Annotated in this window: 17 protein-coding genes; 13 read left to right on the top strand and 4 right to left on the bottom strand. The window is 61.4% G+C overall.

From position 1 onward, the window contains the following. Positions 1–4 precede the first annotated feature (4 nt). The 7 genes from BM344_RS09645 to BM344_RS09675 all read left to right on the top strand — a co-directional run bounded on the left by BM344_RS09645 (position 5) and on the right by BM344_RS09675 (position 12,384). The gene (locus tag BM344_RS09645) at positions 5–7,597 is read left to right on the top strand and encodes an Hpt domain-containing protein (protein WP_091988867.1); all 7,593 of its coding nucleotides are present in this window, start codon (positions 5–7) and stop codon (positions 7,595–7,597) included. Then, on the top strand, positions 7,597–8,649 hold the full coding sequence (locus BM344_RS09650; RefSeq protein WP_091988870.1) for a chemotaxis protein CheB: 1,053 nt from the start codon (positions 7,597–7,599) through the stop codon (positions 8,647–8,649). Before BM344_RS09645 ends, BM344_RS09650 begins: the two co-directional genes overlap by 1 nt. An 11-nt stretch (positions 8,650–8,660) precedes the next feature. After that, positions 8,661–9,122, top strand: coding sequence for a chemotaxis protein CheW (locus tag BM344_RS09655; protein ID WP_091988873.1), 462 nt, complete (start codon positions 8,661–8,663; stop codon positions 9,120–9,122). 87 nt (positions 9,123–9,209) lie between these two features. Then, positions 9,210–9,701, top strand: a complete 492-nt coding sequence (locus BM344_RS09660; RefSeq protein WP_091988876.1) for a Fur family transcriptional regulator — start codon at positions 9,210–9,212, stop codon at positions 9,699–9,701. Further along, positions 9,694–10,482 carry a zinc ABC transporter ATP-binding protein ZnuC gene (gene znuC, locus BM344_RS09665; RefSeq protein ID WP_091988879.1) on the top strand — a complete coding sequence of 263 codons (789 nt, stop codon included), beginning with the start codon at positions 9,694–9,696 and terminating at the stop codon, positions 10,480–10,482. Before BM344_RS09660 ends, znuC begins: the two co-directional genes overlap by 8 nt. Then, complete coding sequence (gene znuB, locus BM344_RS09670; RefSeq protein ID WP_091988882.1) at positions 10,469–11,281, top strand: zinc ABC transporter permease subunit ZnuB; 813 nt, start codon at positions 10,469–10,471, stop codon at positions 11,279–11,281. Before znuC ends, znuB begins: the two co-directional genes overlap by 14 nt. A gap of 92 nt (positions 11,282–11,373) precedes the next feature. After that, positions 11,374–12,384: a PAS domain-containing protein gene (locus BM344_RS09675; protein ID WP_091988884.1), complete on the top strand. Its 1,011-nt coding sequence runs from the start codon at positions 11,374–11,376 to the stop codon at positions 12,382–12,384. Between the two features lie 10 nt (positions 12,385–12,394). Here BM344_RS09675 and BM344_RS09680 read toward each other — a convergent pair whose 3' ends face one another. The 3 genes from BM344_RS09680 to BM344_RS09690 form a co-directional block, all read right to left on the bottom strand. Then, positions 12,395–12,643, bottom strand: a complete 249-nt coding sequence (locus BM344_RS09680) for a CDGSH iron-sulfur domain-containing protein (RefSeq protein ID WP_091988887.1) — start codon at positions 12,641–12,643, stop codon at positions 12,395–12,397. A 148-nt stretch (positions 12,644–12,791) separates the two neighbouring features. Then, positions 12,792–13,319: a hypothetical protein gene (locus tag BM344_RS09685; protein WP_091988890.1), complete on the bottom strand. Its 528-nt coding sequence runs from the start codon at positions 13,317–13,319 to the stop codon at positions 12,792–12,794. A 253-nt stretch (positions 13,320–13,572) separates the two neighbouring features. Continuing rightward, the gene (locus BM344_RS09690; protein ID WP_091988893.1) at positions 13,573–14,655 is read right to left on the bottom strand and encodes a patatin-like phospholipase family protein; all 1,083 of its coding nucleotides are present in this window, start codon (positions 14,653–14,655) and stop codon (positions 13,573–13,575) included. A 197-nt stretch (positions 14,656–14,852) separates the two neighbouring features. On the opposite strand from BM344_RS09690, the gene BM344_RS09695 reads away from it, so the two are divergent. Beyond that, complete coding sequence (locus BM344_RS09695; protein WP_091988896.1) at positions 14,853–15,914, top strand: GGDEF domain-containing protein; 1,062 nt, start codon at positions 14,853–14,855, stop codon at positions 15,912–15,914. A gap of 20 nt (positions 15,915–15,934) precedes the next feature. On the opposite strand, the gene BM344_RS09700 is transcribed toward BM344_RS09695, so the two are convergent. Further along, complete coding sequence (locus tag BM344_RS09700; RefSeq protein WP_091990977.1) at positions 15,935–16,858, bottom strand: alpha/beta fold hydrolase; 924 nt, start codon at positions 16,856–16,858, stop codon at positions 15,935–15,937. A 201-nt stretch (positions 16,859–17,059) separates the two neighbouring features. On the opposite strand from BM344_RS09700, the gene folE reads away from it, so the two are divergent. The 5 genes from folE (at position 17,060) to BM344_RS09725 (ending at position 21,317) form a co-directional block, all read left to right on the top strand. Beyond that, complete coding sequence (gene folE, locus BM344_RS09705; RefSeq protein WP_091988899.1) at positions 17,060–17,629, top strand: GTP cyclohydrolase I FolE; 570 nt, start codon at positions 17,060–17,062, stop codon at positions 17,627–17,629. Positions 17,630–17,655: 26 nt separating this feature from the next. Then, the gene (gene folX, locus BM344_RS09710) at positions 17,656–18,033 is read left to right on the top strand and encodes a dihydroneopterin triphosphate 2'-epimerase (protein WP_091988902.1); all 378 of its coding nucleotides are present in this window, start codon (positions 17,656–17,658) and stop codon (positions 18,031–18,033) included. 19 nt (positions 18,034–18,052) lie between these two features. Next, positions 18,053–18,481 carry a CoA-binding protein gene (locus tag BM344_RS09715; RefSeq protein ID WP_091988905.1) on the top strand — a complete coding sequence of 143 codons (429 nt, stop codon included), beginning with the start codon at positions 18,053–18,055 and terminating at the stop codon, positions 18,479–18,481. A gap of 204 nt (positions 18,482–18,685) precedes the next feature. Beyond that, positions 18,686–20,953, top strand: coding sequence for a putative bifunctional diguanylate cyclase/phosphodiesterase (locus BM344_RS09720; protein WP_091988908.1), 2,268 nt, complete (start codon positions 18,686–18,688; stop codon positions 20,951–20,953). Between the two features lie 49 nt (positions 20,954–21,002). Continuing rightward, the gene (locus tag BM344_RS09725; protein WP_091988910.1) at positions 21,003–21,317 is read left to right on the top strand and encodes a hypothetical protein; all 315 of its coding nucleotides are present in this window, start codon (positions 21,003–21,005) and stop codon (positions 21,315–21,317) included. The last annotated feature ends 81 nt before the right edge of the window (positions 21,318–21,398 follow it).

Raw genomic sequence — 21,398 nt, forward strand, 5'->3', positions numbered from 1 at the left:
GGTTATGGGCAATCACCATGACAGCATCGCCCTCGACTGGGTTCGGGGAGAGATACAGGACACGCTGACCCAGGGTCAGCATGCACTGGAGGCGTATGTCGAGAATCGCGACGACACTGCGCGCCTGCGCTTCTGCCTGAATTATCTCCATCAGGTACACGGCACCCTGCAGATGGTTGAGCTCTTCGGGGCGGCGCTGCTCACCGAGGAAATGGAGAAGCTGACCCAGGCGGTGCTGAACGAGACCGTGGCCAACACCGACGAGGCGGTGAATGTGCTCATGCAGGCCATTCTTCAGCTTCCCCAGTATCTTGAGCACCTCGGGACCAGCCAGGACGATTTCCCGATGGTGCTGCTGCCCCTGCTGAACGACCTTCGGGCAGCCCGTGGTGAATCCCTGCTCTCTGACACCTCGCTGTTCAAGCCGGATCTGGCACCTGCCCGCATCAAGGTAAGCGGCAAGGTTTCCCAGCGCCTGCAGGATCCGACCGTGCTTGGCCACATCCGCAAGCTGCGCCAGATGTACCAGTTCGCTCTTGCCGGCGTGATCCGTGAAGCCGATCTGGATGCGCACTTTGACTACATGCAGAAAGTCATCCAGCGGCTGATACGCCTGTGCCAGAAGACTCCAAGGGGTGAAGTCTGGAAAGCGGCCAGCGGCTTTGTCGAGTCCCTTCAGGGGCGCGTCAATCCGGTCAACCCGGCCGTCAAATCCCTGCTTCGGGAACTGGACAGCGAGATTCGACGGCTCATTGACGAGCACGCCGACATCCTGCTGCAACCGGCGCCGGAAGCACTGCTGAAACATCTTCTGTATTACGTCGCCCGGGCGCGAGACCTGGACACGCCTCACATCAGCGCGCTCAGGGAGGCGTACCAGCTGAGTCGCGCCCTGCCCTCGGATGATGACGTGGATGCAGCCCGAAGCCGCGTATCCGGCCCGGGTCGGGACGCCATCCACTCCGTGGTCGGCGCCCTCAACGAAGAGTTGGCGAAACTGAAAGATCAGCTTGATCTTTATGTGCGCTCCGAACTGCGCCAGAACAGCGAACTGGAAGACCTGCTGCCCGGCCTGCGCCAGGTGGCCAACACCCTGGCCGTGCTGGGGCTGGGCATTCCCCGCAAGGTAGTGACCGAGCAGGTCGAACTGGTACAGAAGCTCAGCGACCAGACAGAGCCCGTCGACGACGGTACCCTGATGGATATCGCCGGCGCCCTGCTCTACGTCGAAGCCAGCCTGGCCGGCCTCGAGAGCGATGGCCAGCCGGACACCGCCCAGCCGGATACGGATGCGACGGTGAACCTTGGCTCGCGAGAACTCGGCGAAGCCAGCAGTGCTCTGCTGCGGGAATCCCGCAACACCCTGGAGCAGGTCAAATCGGCGATTGTGAACTTCATTGCCTCCCAGTGGGACACCCGCGAAATCGAGCACGTGCCCGGCCTGCTGCACAGCATCCGCGGCGGCCTGAGTCTGATACCCCTGGAACGGGTGGCCAGCATGCTCGCTTCCGCCGAGCGCTACATCACCGACGTACTGCTGAGCAGTGGTCAGGTGCCCGACTGGAAGCAACTGGATACCCTGGCCGATGCGGTAACCAGCATCGAATATTATCTGGAGCGCCTGGCCGAGGGCATCGGAGAGAACGACTCCGTGCTCAGAGTGGCCGAAGACAGTCTCGCCAGCCTTGGTTTCCCGGTTGGTGCCGAGCCCACCTGGACCGAAACTTCCAGCGAGGACGTTCCGCTTGTAGAAGCAACGGAAGACCAGCCGGAAACCCCCGTGCCCATGCCGGAGGACGCCGGCAAAGGCTCTGATGCCGAACTTCTGGACGATGAAATCCTTGGCATTTTTGTCGAGGAAGCAGAAGAGGTGCTGGAGACCATCCACGAGTTTTACCCGCGCCTGCGCCAGAACCACGACGACCGCGAGGCTCTGACCGAAGTTCGTCGGGCCTTCCATACGCTCAAGGGCAGCGGCCGGCTGGTGGGCGCCACCAGTATTGGTGAACTGGCCTGGTCGGTGGAGAACCTGCTCAATCGCGTCATTGATCAGACGGTGCGCCCCACCGACGACATGTTCACCCTGGTGGACGAAGTCAACGCCCGCATTCCCTCGCTGATTCGCGAGTTCAAGGAAGGCCAGACCGCTGGCGACGTGAGTGCCCTGATCAGCCGCGCCGAAGCCATGGCCACCACCCGCCGTGCCGAGGGCGAGCCGACGGCAGCGGCGGAACCGGCGAGCGCGCCTTCGACAGACCAGCAGGTTGAGGATGCTTCGCCCGAGCCCGCGGTGGAAACGCACGCTTCCGAAACCGCCGACGAAGACGACCTGATCGACGACGAGATCCTGGAAATCTTCGTGGAAGAGGCCGGCGAGGTACTGGAGACCATTCGCGAATACCTGCCCATGCTCCTGCGTCAACATGACGACCGCAGCGCCCTGTCCGAGGTACGGCGGGCATTCCACACCCTCAAGGGCAGTGGTCGCATGGTCGGAGCCCTGGTGGTCGGCGAACTGGCCTGGTCCGTTGAGAACATGCTGAACCGGGTGATCGACGGCAGCATCTTCATGAACGACGACATCGCTGTTCTGCTGAAAGATGTCACCGCCGACCTGCCCGCACTGGTTGAGGATTTCGAGCAGCGCCGTGCGCCTTCGGTGGACACCTCCAACCTGGAGGCCCGTGCCAATGCCCTGGCCAACGGCGAAATCCCGGATGCCAGCACCATGCCGGCCGCCGAGGCGGACAGCACGGAAAGCCAGGCCGAAGAACCGGCCGTTTCCGACGCGACCGAAACCGAACCTTCTGACGAGGACGTGGTTGATCCCTTGCTGCTCGACATATTCGAGAGTGAGACGGAAACCCACCTGCAAACCCTGAAGGACTTTCTGGCTGCCGCCGGCGACAAGACGTCGGTAGCCTACACAGACGATCTCTCCAGGGCACTTCACACGCTCAAGGGCAGTGCCCACACGGCGGGCATCGCTCCGATTGCCGCGGTGATCACACCGCTTGAACGTTTCGTCAAGGAATCCCGGGCCCAGAACAAACGGGCAACCCGCGAAGTACTGGCCCTGATCGAGTCCGCCTGCGACTTTCTGACCCAGGGCCTGGCCCAGATTCGAAAAAACCCCCAATCGCCGCTGCCAGGTACCGATGCCTTCCTGGACAGCCTCGACCAGCTGCGCCAGGAAACCTTCCGTGGCCACAATGTCGAGACCGAGCAAACCCATGCACCGGAGGCGCCCTCCCGCCTGGTTCAGTTGTTCCTGAACGAAGGCCTCGACATCGTCCTGGATGCTGACCGCATTCTCGATCAGTGGGCCGCTAACCCGGAGGAAATTGCCGCCCTGGACCAGCTGCGCTCGGAACTTGAACAGTTGACCGTCGGTGCGTCCGATGCCGGCCTGAGCGACGTTGCAGCGCTGTCAGCAGCGCTCAAGGATACCTATAACGGCGTGGCTGCCGAGACCGTCACCGCTGACGAGGACTTTTTCGACACGGTAAGGGCCGCCCAGGAACAGCTGATCAATATGATGGATCAGGTGGCTGCAGGACTTGCCACCGAATCCAGTGAAGACATGGTGGCCGCGCTGGAGGCCCTGCGCCAGACGCCCTCGCCCGAGGCCGACACGGTGCCGGATGCGTTCGAGCAGGAATTCACCGGCGACCTTGAGGAAATCGATCTCAGCTTCGACCAGGACGAACAGGCTCTCTCACCGCCCGATCCGGATACCGAATCGCTGGAACAGCCACCGCTCCCCGAAACGTCCGAGTCTGACGACGACATGGACGAGGAACTCGCCGAGATCTTCCTCGAAGAGGCCCGCGACCTGATCGACAGCACCGCCGAAGCGCTTCAGAGCTGGAGCGAGAATACCGGCAATCTCGACATCCTCCGTTTGCTCCAGCGAGACCTGCACACCCTCAAGGGTGGTGCGCGCCTGGCCGACATTCCTGCGGTCGGTGACCTGTCCCATGAACTGGAGAACCTGTTCGAGGGGCTGACCGAGCAGCGGCTGTCCGTTAACGATGAACTGTCCGACCTGCTGTTCCGGTGCCACGACCGGCTGGCCGGCATGGTGGAAAACCTGGAAGCCCGGGAAGCGCCCCGCCCGGCCCCGGACCTGATCAGTGAAATCCGCGCCTATATGGATAGCGCCACCGGCAGCCGACCGGTCACGTCGGTACCGGAAGACGAGCAGTCGGAGCCCGAAGGCGTCGCCGAGGACCAGGTGCCGCTACCAGACGTGGATGAAGATACCACCGACACCCAAGCGCCGGCGGAGACCGGCAGCGATGGCACAGCCGGGGCCGAAGACGGCGTTGCCGACCTCTCTCACCTGGATCCGGAACTGGTGGGTATCTTCCTGGAAGAAGCCTACGACCTGATCAATTCCACCGGCAGCGCGCTGCATACCTGGACCGAAGACCCTTCCGACCGGGCCGTGGCCGCCGAACTCCAGCGCGATGTGCATACCCTCAAGGGGGGCGCCAGGATGGCCGGAGTCGAGGCCATCGGCGACCTCACCCATGTACTCGAGGATCTGTTCGAGAAAGTCGCCGAGGGTCAGCTGGAAGCCAGTGACTCCATGAACGACCTGCTGTTTGCCTGTCACGACCGGCTGGCGCAGATGGTGGAACAGGTGGCAACTCATAAACCCTGCCCGCCGGCAGACGAGCTGGTTGCCCGGGTTAAGGCGATCCTCCGGGGCGAATCCGCTCCCACCGATGACGCATCGCTCGTAGCCGAGCCGGAGCAGGAACCGGAAACGGAAGCCCCCGAAAGCGAACAGCCGGAGGACACCACCAGCCTCAGCGACACCCTGGCCCAGGCCAGCGACGAGGACCTCATCGGCATCTTCCTGGACGAGGGCCTGGAGATCCATGACGCCATCACCGAATGCCTGGACCAGTGGCGGGAAGAGCCGGATGAGCTCACCGGTGTCGCCCAGCTGCAACAGGAACTGCACACGCTGAAGGGCGGTGCGCGGCTGTCCGATATTGACCCGGTGGCAGACCTGGCCGAGGCCTGGTCCGATGCCCTGGATCCCCTCATTTCCGGGTCCAACAACCAGCAAACCCTGTTCAGCCTGAGTGAGCGGGCACTGACCAGCCTCAAGGCCATGCTCGACAGCATCGAAGAGGGCAATAAGCCGGCACCCGACGGGAAACTGGTTGCGGAACTTCAGGCGGTCCACGAAGCCAGCGACACCGACGGTGCCGAGCCCGAGTCGGCGGAGGCCAGCCAGGAAACCATCGATCCGGAAGTGCTGGAAATCTTCCTGGAGGAAGCCGGTGAAATCATGGATCAGCTCGAGCAACTGCTCGATGACTGGCGCAAAGAGCCGGCCAACCACAGCTTCAATCAGGAAGCCCAGCGGGCACTGCATACGCTCAAGGGCGGCGCCCGTCTGTCCCAGCTGACCCAGCTCGGGGATAAAGCCCACGCTTTCGAGACACGCCTGATTGACCTTGGCGGTAATGCCCCGGACGAGGCCCAGTGGCAGGCCATTACCGAAGATCACGACGCCATCATTGCCCTTGTGGCCGAGATCCGCAAAAGCTATGAAACCGGCTCCGCCATGCCCGCTGCGGCGCCGGCGGAACCGAGCACACCGGCTCCGACCGAACCCGAGCCGAAAAAGCCGGAACCACCTGCAGCCCCGGCCCGTGCTGAAAAACCCGCCGAACCGGCGCCGAAGCCCGGCAAGTCTCCGGCAAGGGCCCGCAAACAGGCCGCAGAGGCACAGCGCGCGGCCCAGGAAACCATCCGGGTATCGGCCCCCCTGCTGGATGAGCTGGTCAACCTGGCCGGTGAAACCAGTATCACCCGGGGCCGGCTGGAGCAGCAGACCAGCGATTTTGGTCATACTCTGGATGAAATGGCCGCCACCATTGAGCGTCTGCGCGAGCAGCTGCGTCGGATGGAGATCGAAACCGAGGCCCAGATCCTGTTCAGTGCCGAAAAAGAACACGGCCCTGACTACGGCGACGACTTCGACCCCCTGGAAATGGACCGCTACTCGTCCATCCAGCAGCTGTCCCGGGCCCTGACGGAATCCTCCTCGGACCTTGCGGACCTGCGGGAAACCCTGTCCGATCGGGTACGGGACACCGAAACCCTGCTGGTACAGCAGTCACGGATCAACACGGAACTCCAGGAAGGTCTGATGAAGACCCGGATGATTCCGTTTGCCTCCATGGTGCCGCGCCTGCGCCGGATCGTTCGCCAGATCAGCGGGGAGCTGGGCAAGAAAGTCGATTTCGACGTTCGCAACGCCGAAGGCGAGATGGACCGGAACATTCTGGAGCGCATGATTGCGCCCCTGGAGCATATGCTCCGGAACGCGCTCGACCATGGCATCGAGAGCCCGGAAAACCGCAAGAAAGCGGGCAAACCGGAAACCGGTGAAGTGACCCTGTCGCTGACCCGTGAAGGCGGCGACGTGGTACTTCGCATGATCGACGACGGCGCCGGCATCCCGTCTTCGGTAATCCGCGATAAGGCGATCCGTCAGGGCCTGCTTCGGGAAGACGAGGACCTCACCGAACGGGAGATTCTCCAGTTCATCCTCCAGCCCGGTTTCTCGACCGCCCAACAGGTAACGCAGATTTCCGGACGCGGCGTGGGCATGGACGTGGTTGCCAGCGAGATCAAGCAGCTCGGCGGCAGCCTCGATATTGACTCGGCCGTTGGCCGCGGTACCACCTTCACCGTGCGCCTGCCGTTCACGGTGTCGGTAAACCGGGCGTTGATGGTGTCCACCGGTGAAGACTTCTACGCCATCCCGCTGAACACCATCGAGGGTATCGTCCGGGTCAGCACCTACGAGCTCGAGGAGTACTACAAGCCGGATGCGCCCCTGTATGAATACGCAGGCCAGGAATATCGCCTGCAGTACCTGGGCAGCCTGCTGAACAGCGACCACCACCCGAAACTCCAGGGCCAGGCCCTGCCGCTGCCGGTGATTCTGGTGCGCGGTGCCGAACAGCCCATGGCCCTGCAGGTGGACAACCTGATGGGCAGCCGGGAAATCGTGGTTAAATCCCTTGGCCCGCAGTTCAGCTCGGTGCGCGGGGTTTCCGGTGCCACCATCCTCGGTGACGGCAACGTGGTGGTGATTCTCGACCTGCCGGCGATGATCCGGTCCGACATACTGTCCGAGCGCCAGCGTCTGGCCAACCTCGAGAAGGCCCGCGAGTCGGCCCGCTTCGAGGAGCAGGCCACGGTGGTGATGGTGGTGGACGATTCGGTTACGGTCCGGAAGGTCACCTCACGGCTGCTTGAGCGGAACGGTATGGAAGTCATCACCGCCAAAGACGGCCTGGACGCCGTGGCCCAGCTGCAGGACCACAAGCCGGACATCATCCTGCTGGACATCGAGATGCCCAGAATGGACGGTTTCGAGGTCGCCAGCTTTGTTCGCCACGACGACAACCTGAAGGAAACCCCGATCTGTATGATCACTTCCCGGACAGGCGAGAAGCACCGGGAGCGGGCGCTGGCCATTGGGGTCAACGAGTACCTCGGCAAGCCATTCCAGGAAACCGAGCTGCTTGAGACCATCGAGCGGCTGACCGGACGACAGTGATGACCGGCGATACAGGCCGGCCACAGGTTGGAATCGTCTCCGACATGGTCCTGCAGAGGCACCGGCTGCAGGCCGCCGCAGCCAGGTTTGGCCTGGAGGTCTGTTTTTCAGGCAACCCGGACCGGCTATTGGGCTATCCGACCTTTCCGGAGGCCGGGCTCTGGCTGGTGACACTGGAGGATGAAGCCGACCATCCCCAGCTGTTTGACCACCTGCTGGAAAATACCGAGGCGCCGGTGCTGTTCGGGCTGGACGAAGCGCCAAAGCCGGGAAGCACCGAATATTTCCGCTGGGAGCGCCGACTGCTGGGTAAACTGGAACAGCAGTTGGGGCACCTTGAGCAACTGGATTCCGAGGCGAGCCTCGAACAGCTCGAGGACAATGCTCCGGCGGTTCCTCGCTCGCCGGAACTGCCCCGCTGGATCACGCCGGCAGTACCCGGCTCCATTGCCGAAGAGGTCTGGATTCTGGGTGCCTCTCTCGGGGGACCAGCGGCGGTCAAGACGTTTCTCGACCACTTGCCAGCCGGACTGCCGGTGGGCTTTATCTACGCCCAGCACATTGATGGCAACTTCACAGAGGTGTTGACTCGGGTGCTAGGTCGTCACGCCCATTACCGGCTGCAAAAGGCCGAGGAAGGCTATCGGGTCAAGAATGGCGATGTGGTGCTGATGCCGGTCGAACACGAGTGGCAGCTCAACGAACAGGGCGCCCTCACCGAGCTCAGCAAGCCCTGGCCGGGGCCCTATGGGCCGTCCATCGATCAGGTGCTGTTGAACGTTGCCGACCATTACGGCCCCCGCTGTCATGCCATCGTGTTCTCCGGCATGGGCAACGACGGTGCCATTGCGGCGCCGCTCCTGAAAGCCTACGGCAGCCGTGTCTGGGTGCAGGAAAGCACCAGCTGCGGCAACAGTTCCATGCCGGACTCCGTGGCGGCAACCGGCTGCAGCGGCTTCTGCGGCACCCCCGAGCAACTGGCCCGGGAACTGGTAAAAACCATTGAAGAATCCTGCCTGCTGAAAAGCCGGCAGAAACGGGACTCCGCCTGAGGACACACGCCATGAACGACAACAGTCAAACCCTCTCCTGCGTCATAATCCCCATGAGCGGTCGCCAACTGTTGCTGCCCAACGTCTCGATCGCTGAGGTGGTCGACTACGCCAGCTCCGACGCCGGCACCAACAGCCCGGAATGGCTGGTGGGCTATCTGGACTGGCGCGGTTTGCAGTTACCCGTAATTTCCTACGACGCCGCCAACGGCGCGGCCCTGACGGTACCCGGAGACAACCGCGGGCGGATCGTGGTTCTCAACACCATCGGTGAGCATCACCAGGAGATTCCGTTCATGGCCCTGGTCACCCAGGGCATTCCCAGCCAGGCGCGCCTGACCGAGGACCAGGTTCGTAAACTGGACGGGGAGCCCGGCCCGGCCGACCTGATGCAGGTTGAGATCGAGGGCGAGCAGGCCTGGATACCCAACCTGGAGTTTCTGGAATCCCTGGTCCTTCAGACCCGTCACTGACCCCTTCGTGCCCGCCCGGGGATCCGGGCACCCTGGCAGGCCAGCCTGAAAATGTTATAATGTTTCAAATTTTTCAGGGTGCCTGCCATGCCTGCGCGAGCCATTCCCTATCGGCCACATAATCACGATGCCTGCGTCAGCCAGGCTCTGGGCGATGCCCGTCGAATCTGCCAGCGGCAGAACGCCCGCCTGACGCCCATCCGGGAACGGGTATTGGAACTCATCTGGCAGTCCCACAAACCTCTCGGCGCCTACGACGTACTCGCCGAACTGGCCTCCGATGGCCACAACGCAGCGCCACCGACGGTCTACCGGGCCCTGGATTTCCTGCAACAGCACGGCCTGGTCCACCGTATCGCCTCACTGAATGCGTTCATTGGCTGTACTCACGCTGGCCAGTCCCATACCGGCATGTTCCTGATCTGCCGCGCCTGCGGCAACGTGCTTGAGCTCACGGCTCCCTCGGTGTCCACCGAAGTGCGCCGGGCCGCGACCAGTGAAGGATTCCAGGCCGAGAACACCACGCTCGAGATTGCCGGTCTGTGCCCCCGGTGCCAGACGGAGCCAGGCCATGAGTGACCCGCTGGTCCGCTTGCAGAATGTCAGCGTGCAGTTCGACACCCGACCCGTGGTGGAACGGGTCAATCTTACGGTGCATCGGGGCGACATCATCACCATCATCGGCCCTAACGGTGCTGGCAAGACCACATTGATCAAGGCAGTGCTCGGACTCCAGAGCGTGACCTCCGGACAGGTCTCGCTGGCCCGCAACCTGGTGGTTGGCTACGTGCCCCAGCATCTGACCCTCGAAGCCACGCTGCCATTGAGCGTAAGGCGTTTCATGCTGCTCAGCGGTCAACCCCGGTCTCGCTGCGAGGCGGCCCTCGAGAAAACCGGCGTCGGTCACCTGCTGCACGCCTCAGTGCACCACCTGTCAGGGGGCGAGAAACAACGGCTTCTGCTGGCCCGGGCCCTGGCACGCCAGCCGGACCTTCTGGTGCTGGATGAGCCGGCTCAGGGTGTTGATATCAATGGTCAGGCCTCCCTGTATAACCTGATCCGGCAACTGCGGGATGAGCTGAATTGCGGCGTGATCATGATTTCCCACGATCTCCACCTGGTGATGGCTGCCACTGATAAGGTGATCTGCCTGAACCAGCACATCTGCTGCAGCGGCTTTCCCGAGGACATTTCCCACGATCCGGCCTTTATCGAGACGTTCGGACGGCCGGTGGCGGAATCCCTCGCGGTGTACCATCACCGCCACAACCATCGCCACGATCTGCACGGTAACGTGGTGCATGGCGACACCCGCGGCCGGGACGGCGAGCACCAGGGGTGTGACCATGCCCACCATTGATACCGTGCTCGATGATTTCTTCTGGCGTGCGCTGATCGGGGGCCTCGGGGTCGCCCTGGTGGCAGGCCCCCTTGGCTGTTTCGTGGTCTGGCGCCGTATGGCCTATTTCGGCGACACCCTTGCGCATTCGGCGCTGCTGGGCATTGCGCTGAGCTTCCTGATCAGCTTGCCACTGAACCTGGGAGTGATCATTGTCTGCGTGGTGCTGGCCATGGCTCTGGTACTGCTGTCCCGCATCCGTACCCTGGCTACGGACACCCTGCTGGGCATCATGGCCCACAGCGCCCTGGCCATAGGTCTGGTCACCCTCAGTTTCATGCCGGACATCCGGGTGGACCTCACCGGTCTGCTGTTCGGAGACCTGCTGGCCATGAGCCGGGAGGACCTTCTCTGGATCTATGGAGGCGCGGCGCTGATCCTGGCCCTGCTCGCCGTGCTCTGGCGCGGCCTGTTGATGGCCACCATCCACGAGGAACTGGCCCGGGTCGAGGGGCTCGCGGTGGAACGCCTGCGACTGGTGCTGATGCTGATGTTCTCGCTGGTGATCGCCGTGGCCATGAAGATTGTCGGGGTACTGCTGATCACGGCCCTGTTGATCATCCCCGCCGCCACGGCACGGCGACTGGCCGGCAACCCGGAGATCATGGTGGCCCTGGCAGTGGCCTTCGGCTTTATCGCGGTGTCTGGCGGGCTCACCCTGTCCTGGCATCTGGACACCCCCGCCGGGCCGTCGGTCGTGGTCACTGCCTTCTCGGTGTTTCTGCTGGTATACGGCAGTGCCGGCCGGAGCCAGAGCTGAGCCTTTCCCTGTTCGCCCCGGCTGGGCTAGAGTAGTAGCGAGACAATGCTGGTGATACCGGGTACATGACCCCGCCGCACAGGATAGCTGCCATGGAACGCTCAGAGGCCACGGAACGTCGCAAACCGGTCGTCTGGCCGGGGCTGTGGGTACCCCTGCTCCTGCTCACTGCCGGCCTGATGGTGACTGCACTGGCCGCTCACCTTGATGCCCAACGCACCACTGCCACGGCCGAAATCCGCTTTTATGCCCAGCACCAGGCGCTGGTCAATCATCTGCTCATCCACACGCCCGAGGCCGCCCGCGCCGGACAGCCCGCGTCACACTGGCTTGTGGGCCTGTTCGAGGGCGCATTGCCCGAAACCCTGGGCCTGCGCATTGATACCCTGGAGCGGCACACCAAAGAGCCGCTACTGGAAATCGGAATCGACGGTACTCTGGATCCGACCCGGGCTCTGCGCACCGAAGTTAACGCGCTCGGCGAGCAATGGATGGTCACTACCCTGCCTGCCCCCGCTGCCCTGGAAAATCCGGCCGAGAATGCCCGACAGACCATCTGGCTGGTCGGCGGAACCCTGAGCCTGGCGGCCGCCGGTCTGGCGCTGGTGCTGAATCGGCGGCTATATCGCCAGGCGCTGGAGCTCCATGATCTGGAGCACCGGGAATCCGGTGCCGATCAACAGATCACCAATCTGCAGGTGGAAAAGCAAATTCTTCGACAGGCACTCAATGACAGTGAGCAGCGAAGCCGGGATCTGGTGGCGCTGTCCGGAGCGGTGATCTGGGAGCTCGATGAGAACGCAAGAATCGGATTCGTATCGCCGCAGATCGCAGACCTTCTGGACCGGGCGCCGACCGACCTGGCGGGACAGGCCATGGAAGCGCTGGTGGCGCCGGAGTCCCAGGCCCACTTCCGCCAGGCCCTGGCGGCGGCAAGACGCGACAACGCCATCGAGCGGGTTGATCTACCCCTGTTGCACCACGATCAGGAAAACCGGGTGCCGGTGGTGCTTCGGGTCAGAGCCCTGAAAGACACGGTTCACGGCCTGTCGGGCTATCGGGTCAGCACACTCCATCACGTGGCCCACCCGCCGCTGGCGTAACCCGGGTGATTCACGCCAGATTCTTGTGGCTACCGTCACACAAAGGCGCGTGGTCCGTTTGCTTGCAGCCGCAAAACCAGACCCACTCCTTTTTCTCGGCCTCGAACGACACCGGAGTAATGCCGGTGCCCCGGTGGGAGCCGTCACAGAATGGCTGGTTTGCGCTTCGGCCACACGCGCACCAGAGATAGTGCTTACCGGCCTCCAACAGCACAGAATAGGGGGTGATTCTGGCAACCACTGGTCTTGCTTCCGACATTCGTAATTCTCCCTTTCCTGTTCAAAGGCCTCATGGGGCAACCCCGGTGTATACCTATCACTGCCGTCACTAGTAGAGCCCATACTTAAAGTACCAGACCCCGTGCTCAGGCGGGACAGCAGAAGAGGATGGATGCCGATCGCCAAGGCTATTTCGTCCAATAACTTTTCTTATGTTTTAGCCGGCCATTGGTTGCGTTTTCTAATAGTAAGCCCAGCTTTTCTAATTCTTTAGGCTTCTTGCTACCACTGCTGTCTATTCCCATAAAAAACCTCAACCCGTCGTCAGTCCTGATCTCCAACCTGTAGTAAGTGGATGGCGCGCCGTCCGACATAACACCTTTAAGCACTTTGGAGGAGCCGAGGGAATAGTACTCTTCACCCCGATATTTAAACCACCAGGAACCCCTGAGAACGAACTTTAAGCCATCTTCCTCCAAAGTAATCAATTTATCCGGGATAAGCAGATGGGCGATAGCGTAGAAGACAAGTAAATCCGCAGCGGCAAAAAACTTGAGCCAGATCTCCCACTGCGGAGCATTCCACAGATACAAGACCAATGGCGAAAAGATCACTGAAGCGGCGATAAAATACCAAAGCCTCGGGTAAATGGCTCGGTCGATGTTAACCACACCACCCCTGGAATTGAATATTCTGTAGGTATCAGTGATCAACATAGACTCTTACCATGTTTCCAAAAACCGGGGGGGGGGGGGGGGGGGGATAGAACGCGGGCCAGAGCACCCGGGCAATTCCAGAAAACGAGGCCGACAAGCCGACTAAAACCTTAAACCTTTCCCTGTTCATCCAGACTACTTCCTGCGCAGTCCGCTTCCTATGCAGCGTTTCGTTCCTGAAACCCGAATTAAATACCATTCCTGAAGGATAGTAAGAGTAACAAAAGCATTCACGGACAACACCAATGCAAGCTCAAAGAGGTTGCGCAAACTCACAAATACGCCCGCTCTCCACCAGCTCCATGAACTCGTCCCCCAGCCGGTCACTTTCGGCAATGGCCTGTTTCCAGGCCCGTTCCCGGCCGGCGTCATCGCCCGCGTAACGCTCAAAATCCTTGCGATCCGGCAGCTTGCGATCGGGCAGAGACTCAAGGTAAGACTTGGACGGCGCAACCAGCAACACATCCTGCAACCGGGTGGCATCACCGCGCCGCCAGGGCAAAGACTTGTCGAACCATCCGGGCACCACGCGATCGGTAAAGTGGGGATACAGCACTACCCCGGGCTGCTGGTAGGGGAGGTCCAGGTGGTAGTCCAGAAGCCCGCCATCACGGTAGACGCCCTCCGGTGCCCCGGGGATGTTGCGCACACCCGACATCACCAGAGGAATGGACGCCGATGCCAGCAGCGCGGGCAGCAAGTTGTCCGGTGTCAGAGCCACTTCGTGGCTGGGAAAGTCCACCAGCTTGGCAACCGGCGCCTTCAAACGGGCATCATGAATGATGCCTCGCTCCATGAACCGGCCAAGGTGCCGACGGCTGACCATGTTGGCACTGATGGCACGCATCAGGCCGAGGCCGAGCCGGCCTCGGGTGTCCTCTGAAAGCATTCCCAGGCTGCGTACCACCACAATGTTCAGCCGGTACCATGGATGGTTGAGGATAGCCTGTTCCCGGCCACCCAATAGTTCCTCAAGGAACAGCACGCTTTTGCGGCTGACCTCGGCCGCGCTGACGCCCTTGGCAAAGCGCTGCATGGTGTACAGTTCGGCAAGCCGGGCGAGTTGCGCCCGGGGATCGTCTGAAGAGGCGATGGCGGCAAAACGCCAGCTCCCGATGGAGGAGCCGATCAGGGAACGCTCCTGGGGTACCTTGGGCAGCCAGTCACCGAAAATGGCCTTGTCGAGGCCGCTGATACCGAGCGCTTTGGGACCGCCCGCGGCGCCGGGTATAACGTGAACATCTTCTGCCGACAGCGGCTTGTCCCTGAGTCGCTGCAGCGCGCGCCTGCCTGCGCGTATGGTCAGTGCCGGTTCACGGGTCTGGATAGCGGTCATTGGCTGGGTCCCTGGAGTTGCTCCCTGAAAGTTTCCCGCAAAGTTTAACCAAGTGGACATCCGCCGGCCAACTGAACAAAACTAATGGTGGCCATAAATGGCGCTATCTGCTTCAGTAAGAACATGGCTCTGGCAGAATCAAGGACCGGCCCGACAACGGATGCGGGCTCTCAAGAACCAGACAGCAGGAGTAAGCTGTGAAATTCTCTGTACCCCCCGATTCCCTGGCCGCCAATCCAACCCTGGCGGTACTCGGTTTCAAACGGCAGTTGGTATACCACCTGCACTTCTGGGCCTTTGTTGCCGTTGCACCGCTGGTGATGGTGCAGTGGCAGCAGTCGCACTACCTGCTGTCTGCCATCCTCGTGCTGTTCTGCGTCAACGCCCTGCTGGTTATTGCCTTCCTGAAGCTACGGGGCACCTATTTCCTCAAAGGCCGACTGTTTCCGCTGCTCGCCGTCGTGAGCGCCGCCTACTCCACACACATTAACGGCCATGCCGGTCTTTACTGGGCTTACCCGGCAGCGACTGCACTGTTTTTCCTCCTGCCCCTGCGTGAGGCCATCGCCAGCAACAGTGTGTTTGTGGTGATCATGGCGGTGGTTTCTTTTCTTCGCTTTCCCGAGGCGGATTTCTGGCGCATCACCTTTTCCCTCGGCCTGACCTGCCTGTTTGCCATGATCTTCGCCTGGCTGGTGGGCAAGCTCCAGCATGAACTGACCCGGCTGGCTACCACCGACCCCCTGACCGGCTGCCTGAACCGGTCCCAACTGGCCGATATCCTCAATGGCCAGATCCAGATGCGGGAACGGTATGAGCGGGTCTCGAGCCTGGTGCTGCTGGACCTGGACTATTTCAAGACCATCAACGACCAGTGGGGCCACCTGGCCGGCGACCGAGTACTCCGGGAACTGGCCTTGAGACTCCGTAAACGTCTCAGGGAAAGCGACCAACTGTTCCGGATTGGCGGTGAGGAGTTCATGCTGGTACTGCCGGAAACCCGACAGAAAGATGCCGACGCCCTCGCCCACCAGCTATTGACCAGTATCAGTGCCCGGCCGTTCCTGGAGGACATCAAGGTCACCGCCAGCGCCAGTGTGGCGGAAGTCAGCAAGGGGGAGACCTGGTCGGTTTGGCTTAACCGCGCCGATCAGGCCCTGTACCAGGCAAAATCCCAGGGCCGCAATCAGGTGGTCAATGCGGCCCGACCGCTCCCGGTGATCGGTCGGGGGGCAATTGATGAAGCAGACTCCGCCTAGCGCTGATACCTTGATCCGGCTTAGTCGCCCGCGGCGCTCTGGCGAAAGTCCCGGTAAGCGCTGAACACATCCCAGGGACTTTCGAGGTGGGGGTAGTGGCCGACATTACGCAGGCACACCACGTCGGGGTCGGCCACCAGCTCCCGATACCGGCGGGCCATGGCTGCGCCCGAGACCGGGTCGGCGGTGCCTGAAATCAGTCGCAGTGGCTGGTCCGCCTTCTGCACTGCCGAGACCCAACGATTGCGGTGGCAACGGCGCTCCTCCATGAACTGAATCAGGCGATGCAGAATGCCCCGCCCGTTGTTATAGGTGAGCAGGTACCAGAAATCCTCCATGTCCTGGCGATCCGGAGGATTATGGGTCCCGAACAGGCGCCGGAAATTGCGCTCGAAGCTGCGCCTGCTCAGGCCCCGGCTGATCAGTCCTCCAAGAGGACTGCGCAACAGCTTCTGGATCAGCAAAGGGTTGTGTACCTCGGGGAAAAGCGCACCGTTGAGAAAACACACGCTGCGGATCCGGAATGGCAGGCTCGCTTCCTGCTCCCGGGCCATCAGCTCCTGGGCCACGCTGCAACCGTAATCGTGAGCCAGCAGGTGCACCGACGACAGCCCCAGCTGTTCGATCCAGCCCTGGAACAGGTCGGCCTGGTCCTGGATGCTGTAGGGATAGTCGGCCGGTTTGTCGGAAAACCCAAAGCCCAGCATGTCCAGGGTCAGCACGTTGTGGTGCGGCACCAGCATCGGCCACAGTCGATTCCAGTCCCAACTGGCCGTGGGGTAACCGTGAATCAGAACCAGTGGCTCGCCCCGTCCCGCCATGCGACTGAAAATAGCGTGGCCCTCGTAGCTGAACCATTTGCCTCCGTGCTGCCACCCTTCCAGGGTGTCGGCCTGACGCCCCGCGGCGGCCGCACCACTGACATTGGGTATCACCTGTTCCATGCGTTGTTCCCAGCGATTCGACACAGGCTGAAACTGTAGAACAAACCGGTGCAGGCTGCCATAGCCCGAGCGCTCGGTTACCCCGGCACCGCAGTCACAGTGGTCTTTTTCTGCAAGCTGCCCGTACATCCTGGAGATGCGATGCCGGGCAAATTGCCTTAAGCTTTGGCCCTCTACAGATTCAGCTAACCGGACAAGATTATGACCAAACTCCTAGACGACCTTTCGGGGCACTACCGGGCCATTATCAGCGGGCTGGGTGAAGACCCTGACCGCGAAGGTCTGCAGGACACGCCCATGCGGGCCGCCAAAGCCATGCAGTTCCTGACCCGAGGTTACCAACAAGATCTCGGCGACCTGGTCAACAACGCCGTGTTCGAGTCCGCGATGGACGAGATGGTGGTGGTTCAGGACATCGAACTGTACAGCATGTGCGAGCACCACATGCTGCCGTTCATTGGCAAATGTCACATTGCCTACCTGCCCCAGGGCCGGGTTCTTGGGCTGTCCAAGTTTGCTCGCATCGTCGACATGTACGCCCGTCGCCTGCAGATCCAGGAAAACCTGACCCGCCAGATAGCCGAGGCCATCGAAAGTGTGACCAACGCCAAGGGCGTGGCCGTGGTCATCGAAGCCCAGCACATGTGCATGATGATGCGGGGTGTCGAAAAGCAGAACTCGCGGATGAAAACCTCGATGATGCTGGGTCAGTTCCGTAAATCCCAGGCGACGCGTACCGAGTTTCTGAACCTGATCGGCGGCCACCGCTGATCAATCAGCTCCCGGAGGAAAGCGGCATGACAGAGGTTAGCGGGAATCGACAGGCAACAGTGCGGATCAAGGATCTGCTGCTCCGAGCCTACATTGGCATCAAGGAAGAGGAGATCAATAACAAGCAGGACGTTCTGATCAACATACGCCTGACCTATGACGCAACAGCGGCCATCAATGAAAACGAGATCTCGGCCGCCCTCAACTACCGCACCATCACCAAGCAGATCATCCAGCATGTGGACGGCAACCGCTTTGCCCTCCTCGAGCGCCTCACACATGAGGTGCTGACCATTGTCATGGAACATGAGGCCGTGCAATGGGCGCAGGTGGAAATCGACAAGCCCCACGCGTTAAGGTTCGCGCAGTCCGTTTCCGTTTGCCTGGAAGCGCATCGTCCCTGAACTGGAGCCACTCTCCGCCATGCCGACTGACGCGCCTGAACAGCTCCGCCAGATCCTGAGCTCCGTCAAGACCATCGCCCTGGTGGGTGCCAGTGAGAAAACCCACCGGCCCTCCCATGACGTCATGGCCTACCTCCAGAACCAGGGTTACCGGGTCATTCCGGTGAACCCTCGCCTGGCTGGCCAACAACTGCTGGGTGAAACCGTGTACGGGAATCTGCCGGAACTGTCGGAACCGGTGGATATGGTCGACCTGTTCCTGGCCCCCGAACGCACCGACCCCGTGATTGACCAGGCCATAGATCTGAAGATCCCGGTGGTGTGGCTGCAGATCGGGGTGATCAACCAGGAGGGGGCCGCCAGGGCCGAGGCCGCGGGCCTGACGGTGGTCATGGATCACTGCCCAAAACAGGAAATTCCCCGCCTGGGTATCGCTAAACGGGCCTGATTGCTGATCTGGATCAGGAACTGCGTCACACTTTCGCAACTCTGCTGTAACCGCCCCTCAGGGTCTGACATAATCGACCCACGTAAGTAATTCCCGCATTTTCGTCCTACCAGCAACTGATGGCGGTAACCGATCAAAATGGTTCATTTTTCTGCTGGCGCCGGCAACGTGCCTGCACCACCGTACATGGCCACGGAGTAAACTGTGGATAAACCCGCATCGCCCCCCAAAGCTGTTGTATCGGGCCTGCTGAGCCCGGTGTTTCCGGTGGTGATCTTTCTGGTTTTCCTGGGTCTGGCGACAGGCCTGCGCTACGGACTGGTACAACAGGACAAGGCCCAGATTGAAGCCAACCTGGCCAATGAGACCCGGGCCATGGCCAATCATCTGCAACGGGAGTTTCTGGTGCACGCCGAGGCTATTCGCCGCATGGCCAAACGCTTCCAGAACGATCCGTCTATTTCCCTCGAAACCTGGCGCCAGGATGCCCGGAACTACCTGGAGGATTTTGGCGTTTACCAGGCCATCGAGTGGATTGATCGGGATTATGTTATCCGGTGGCTGGAGCCGGTGGCGGACAACCAGGACGTTGTCGGCTATAACGTCGCCTTCAACGATGAGCGCCGCCGGGCGCTGGCACTCGCCCAGAGTACCGGCAACTGGGACCTGTCCGGTATCATAGACCTTCGCCAGGGCGGCAAGGGCATGGTGATCTACGCCCCGGTGGGTTCGGGCATCGCCAACAACGGGTTTATCGCCGGCGTGTTCCGGATGGAGACACTGGCGCGCCAACTGCTCACCGAACGGGTGCTGGAATCGTTTCGGGTGGAGATCCGCGAAGCCGGCGAGCTGAGTTACCAGTTGAACAGCGACCTGCCGGTCAGCGACGCGTTCTCGCACTCAATGCCGGTCGACCTGCCCACATTGGACTGGACGCTGACCCTGCGGCCGGCAAAGACCTGGGTTGAGAACCAGTACAGCAACTGGCCAACGCTGACCTTCACGACCTTCCTGCTGATGGGCCTGCTGACCAGCCTGACCACCCTGCTGGTACAGCTGATCCTCAAGCGCAACCAGTCGCTGCTGAAAACCCGGCGGGAACTGGATCTGGAGATTGCCCAGCGCACCGCCATCCAGATCGATCTGGCCCGCCTGGAATCCACCGACACCCTCACCGGCCTGGCCAATCGCCGGTTCTTCATGGAAGACCTGTCGCACACCCTGAACATTGCGGATCGGCAAATGCGACAGGTTGGCCTGATCATGCTCGACCTGGACCGCTTCCAGACACTGAACGATTCCCTTGGCCACCAGTTCGGCGATGAGCTTCTGATCAAGGTCTCCGAACGACTCAACCGCCTGAGCAATGAGCGGATCCTCGTCGCCTACTCGGGCGGCGACGAATTCATGGTGTGCCAGCAGCAGGTCGATGACCTGGACGATATCATTCACCTTCTTGGCCAGATCAAGCAGTGCTTCGACCAGCCCTTCGAGGTACAGGGCGAGGCCCACAGCATCACCGCGACCATGGGGGTGGCGGTGTATCCCCAGAGCGGCCTGGACTCGGACACCCTGCTGCGCAACGCCGACATTGCCCTGTACCGGGCCAAGGAGCAGGGCCGGAACACTTACCAGTTTTACACCGAAGGCATGCAGGAACGCGAGGTCATGCGACTGGAACTGGACAAGGACCTCAGCCAGGCCCTGACCAACGACGAGTTTGTCCTGTTCTACCAGCCGCAACTGAACCTGGACACCGGCGAGATCCAGAGCGTGGAGGCGCTGATTCGTTGGCAACACCCTCGACGGGGCCTGCTGCCCCCGGGGGAATTTATCCCGCTGGCCGAGGAGAGCGGCCGGATTACCGACATCGGTCGCTGGGTGGTGATGGCCGCCTGTCGGCAACTGGCAGACTGGAAAGGCACCGAGCAGGAAGGCCTGCGCATTGCCGTGAATCTCTCTGGCCGGGAACTGGACGACGAGGCCCTGGTGGATCACATCCGGGAAGCCCTTGAAGCCGAGAATGTCCCCGCCGAGCGTCTGGAATTCGAGCTTACCGAGGAAATTTTCATCCAGAACATCGAGCGCAACCGCAACCAGCTGTCGCGTCTGCAGAAGCTGGGCGTGCATCTGGCCATTGACGATTTCGGGGTGGGTTACTCCTCGCTTGGTTACCTGCGGGATTTCCCGGTGGATGTCCTGAAGATCGACCGTTCTTTCATCACCGAGGTCACCGAGCGCCACGACGATGCCGTGATCACCCGGGCGGTCATCAACCTCGCTCACAATCTCGACATACAGGTGGTGGCTGAAGGTGTGGAAACCGAGGAACAGCTGGCGTTCCTGAAGCGGCACCGGTGCAACTTTGCCCAGGGTTACCTGATCAGCCGACCCATTCCGGCGCGGGATCTGGAGCAGGCTCTGGCGTCGGGCATACTGGTCGCAGGCCTGGCCGAGGGGTCGAGTTTGTAATGGTGGTTATCCGCCCCCAAGATACGGATAAACGGTTGAGTGAGTGAGTATGTCTGCCCAATATCTGACACCGGAACAGAACGAGAAACTTCGCCAGTGGGAGCGCTGGAACCGCAATTATTTCCTCTTTGCCTTCGTGGCCCTGACCATAATCCTGGTGTTCAGCAGCCAGCTGGGGCTGTCCAGTGACGACAGCTGGGGCCCCCTGGGTGTGCTGATCGCAGCCCTGATTACGCCGATCATCGTGCTGCAATTGAAGCTGGCCTGTCCCGCCTGCGGCCACAAGATTGGCTGGCAGGCCAAGCTGATGGCGCCGGACCAGTGCAAGACCTGCGGGACCTTCCTGCGCGCCAGGGGTCAGTAAACCTCCCTACTTTTTCCTTTCAAAAACCTTTGACCTGTGAGTAGCTCACAGGTTTTAGTCTTATGCTGTGATTCTGGAGTT

Origin of the sequence: Marinobacter gudaonensis, from assembly GCF_900115175.1 — a bacterium.
Classification (GTDB): Bacteria; Pseudomonadota; Gammaproteobacteria; order Pseudomonadales; family Oleiphilaceae; genus Marinobacter; species Marinobacter gudaonensis.

Excerpts from the sequence above, each read along its gene's own strand:
- BM344_RS09645 (WP_091988867.1), top strand. The coding sequence starts at position 5 with ATGGGCAATCACCATGACAGCATCGCCCTCGACTGGGTTCGGGGAGAG.
- BM344_RS09650 (WP_091988870.1), top strand. The coding sequence starts at position 7,597 with ATGACCGGCGATACAGGCCGGCCACAGGTTGGAATCGTCTCCGACATG.
- BM344_RS09655 (WP_091988873.1), top strand. The coding sequence starts at position 8,661 with ATGAACGACAACAGTCAAACCCTCTCCTGCGTCATAATCCCCATGAGC.
- BM344_RS09660 (WP_091988876.1), top strand. The coding sequence starts at position 9,210 with ATGCCTGCGCGAGCCATTCCCTATCGGCCACATAATCACGATGCCTGC.
- znuC (WP_091988879.1), top strand. The coding sequence starts at position 9,694 with ATGAGTGACCCGCTGGTCCGCTTGCAGAATGTCAGCGTGCAGTTCGAC.
- znuB (WP_091988882.1), top strand. The coding sequence starts at position 10,469 with ATGCCCACCATTGATACCGTGCTCGATGATTTCTTCTGGCGTGCGCTG.
- BM344_RS09675 (WP_091988884.1), top strand. The coding sequence starts at position 11,374 with ATGGAACGCTCAGAGGCCACGGAACGTCGCAAACCGGTCGTCTGGCCG.
- BM344_RS09680 (WP_091988887.1), bottom strand. The coding sequence starts at position 12,643 with ATGTCGGAAGCAAGACCAGTGGTTGCCAGAATCACCCCCTATTCTGTG.
- BM344_RS09685 (WP_091988890.1), bottom strand. The coding sequence starts at position 13,319 with ATGTTGATCACTGATACCTACAGAATATTCAATTCCAGGGGTGGTGTG.
- BM344_RS09690 (WP_091988893.1), bottom strand. The coding sequence starts at position 14,655 with ATGACCGCTATCCAGACCCGTGAACCGGCACTGACCATACGCGCAGGC.
- BM344_RS09700 (WP_091990977.1), bottom strand. The coding sequence starts at position 16,858 with ATGGAACAGGTGATACCCAATGTCAGTGGTGCGGCCGCCGCGGGGCGT.
- folE (WP_091988899.1), top strand. The coding sequence starts at position 17,060 with ATGACCAAACTCCTAGACGACCTTTCGGGGCACTACCGGGCCATTATC.
- folX (WP_091988902.1), top strand. The coding sequence starts at position 17,656 with ATGACAGAGGTTAGCGGGAATCGACAGGCAACAGTGCGGATCAAGGAT.
- BM344_RS09715 (WP_091988905.1), top strand. The coding sequence starts at position 18,053 with ATGCCGACTGACGCGCCTGAACAGCTCCGCCAGATCCTGAGCTCCGTC.
- BM344_RS09725 (WP_091988910.1), top strand. The coding sequence starts at position 21,003 with ATGTCTGCCCAATATCTGACACCGGAACAGAACGAGAAACTTCGCCAG.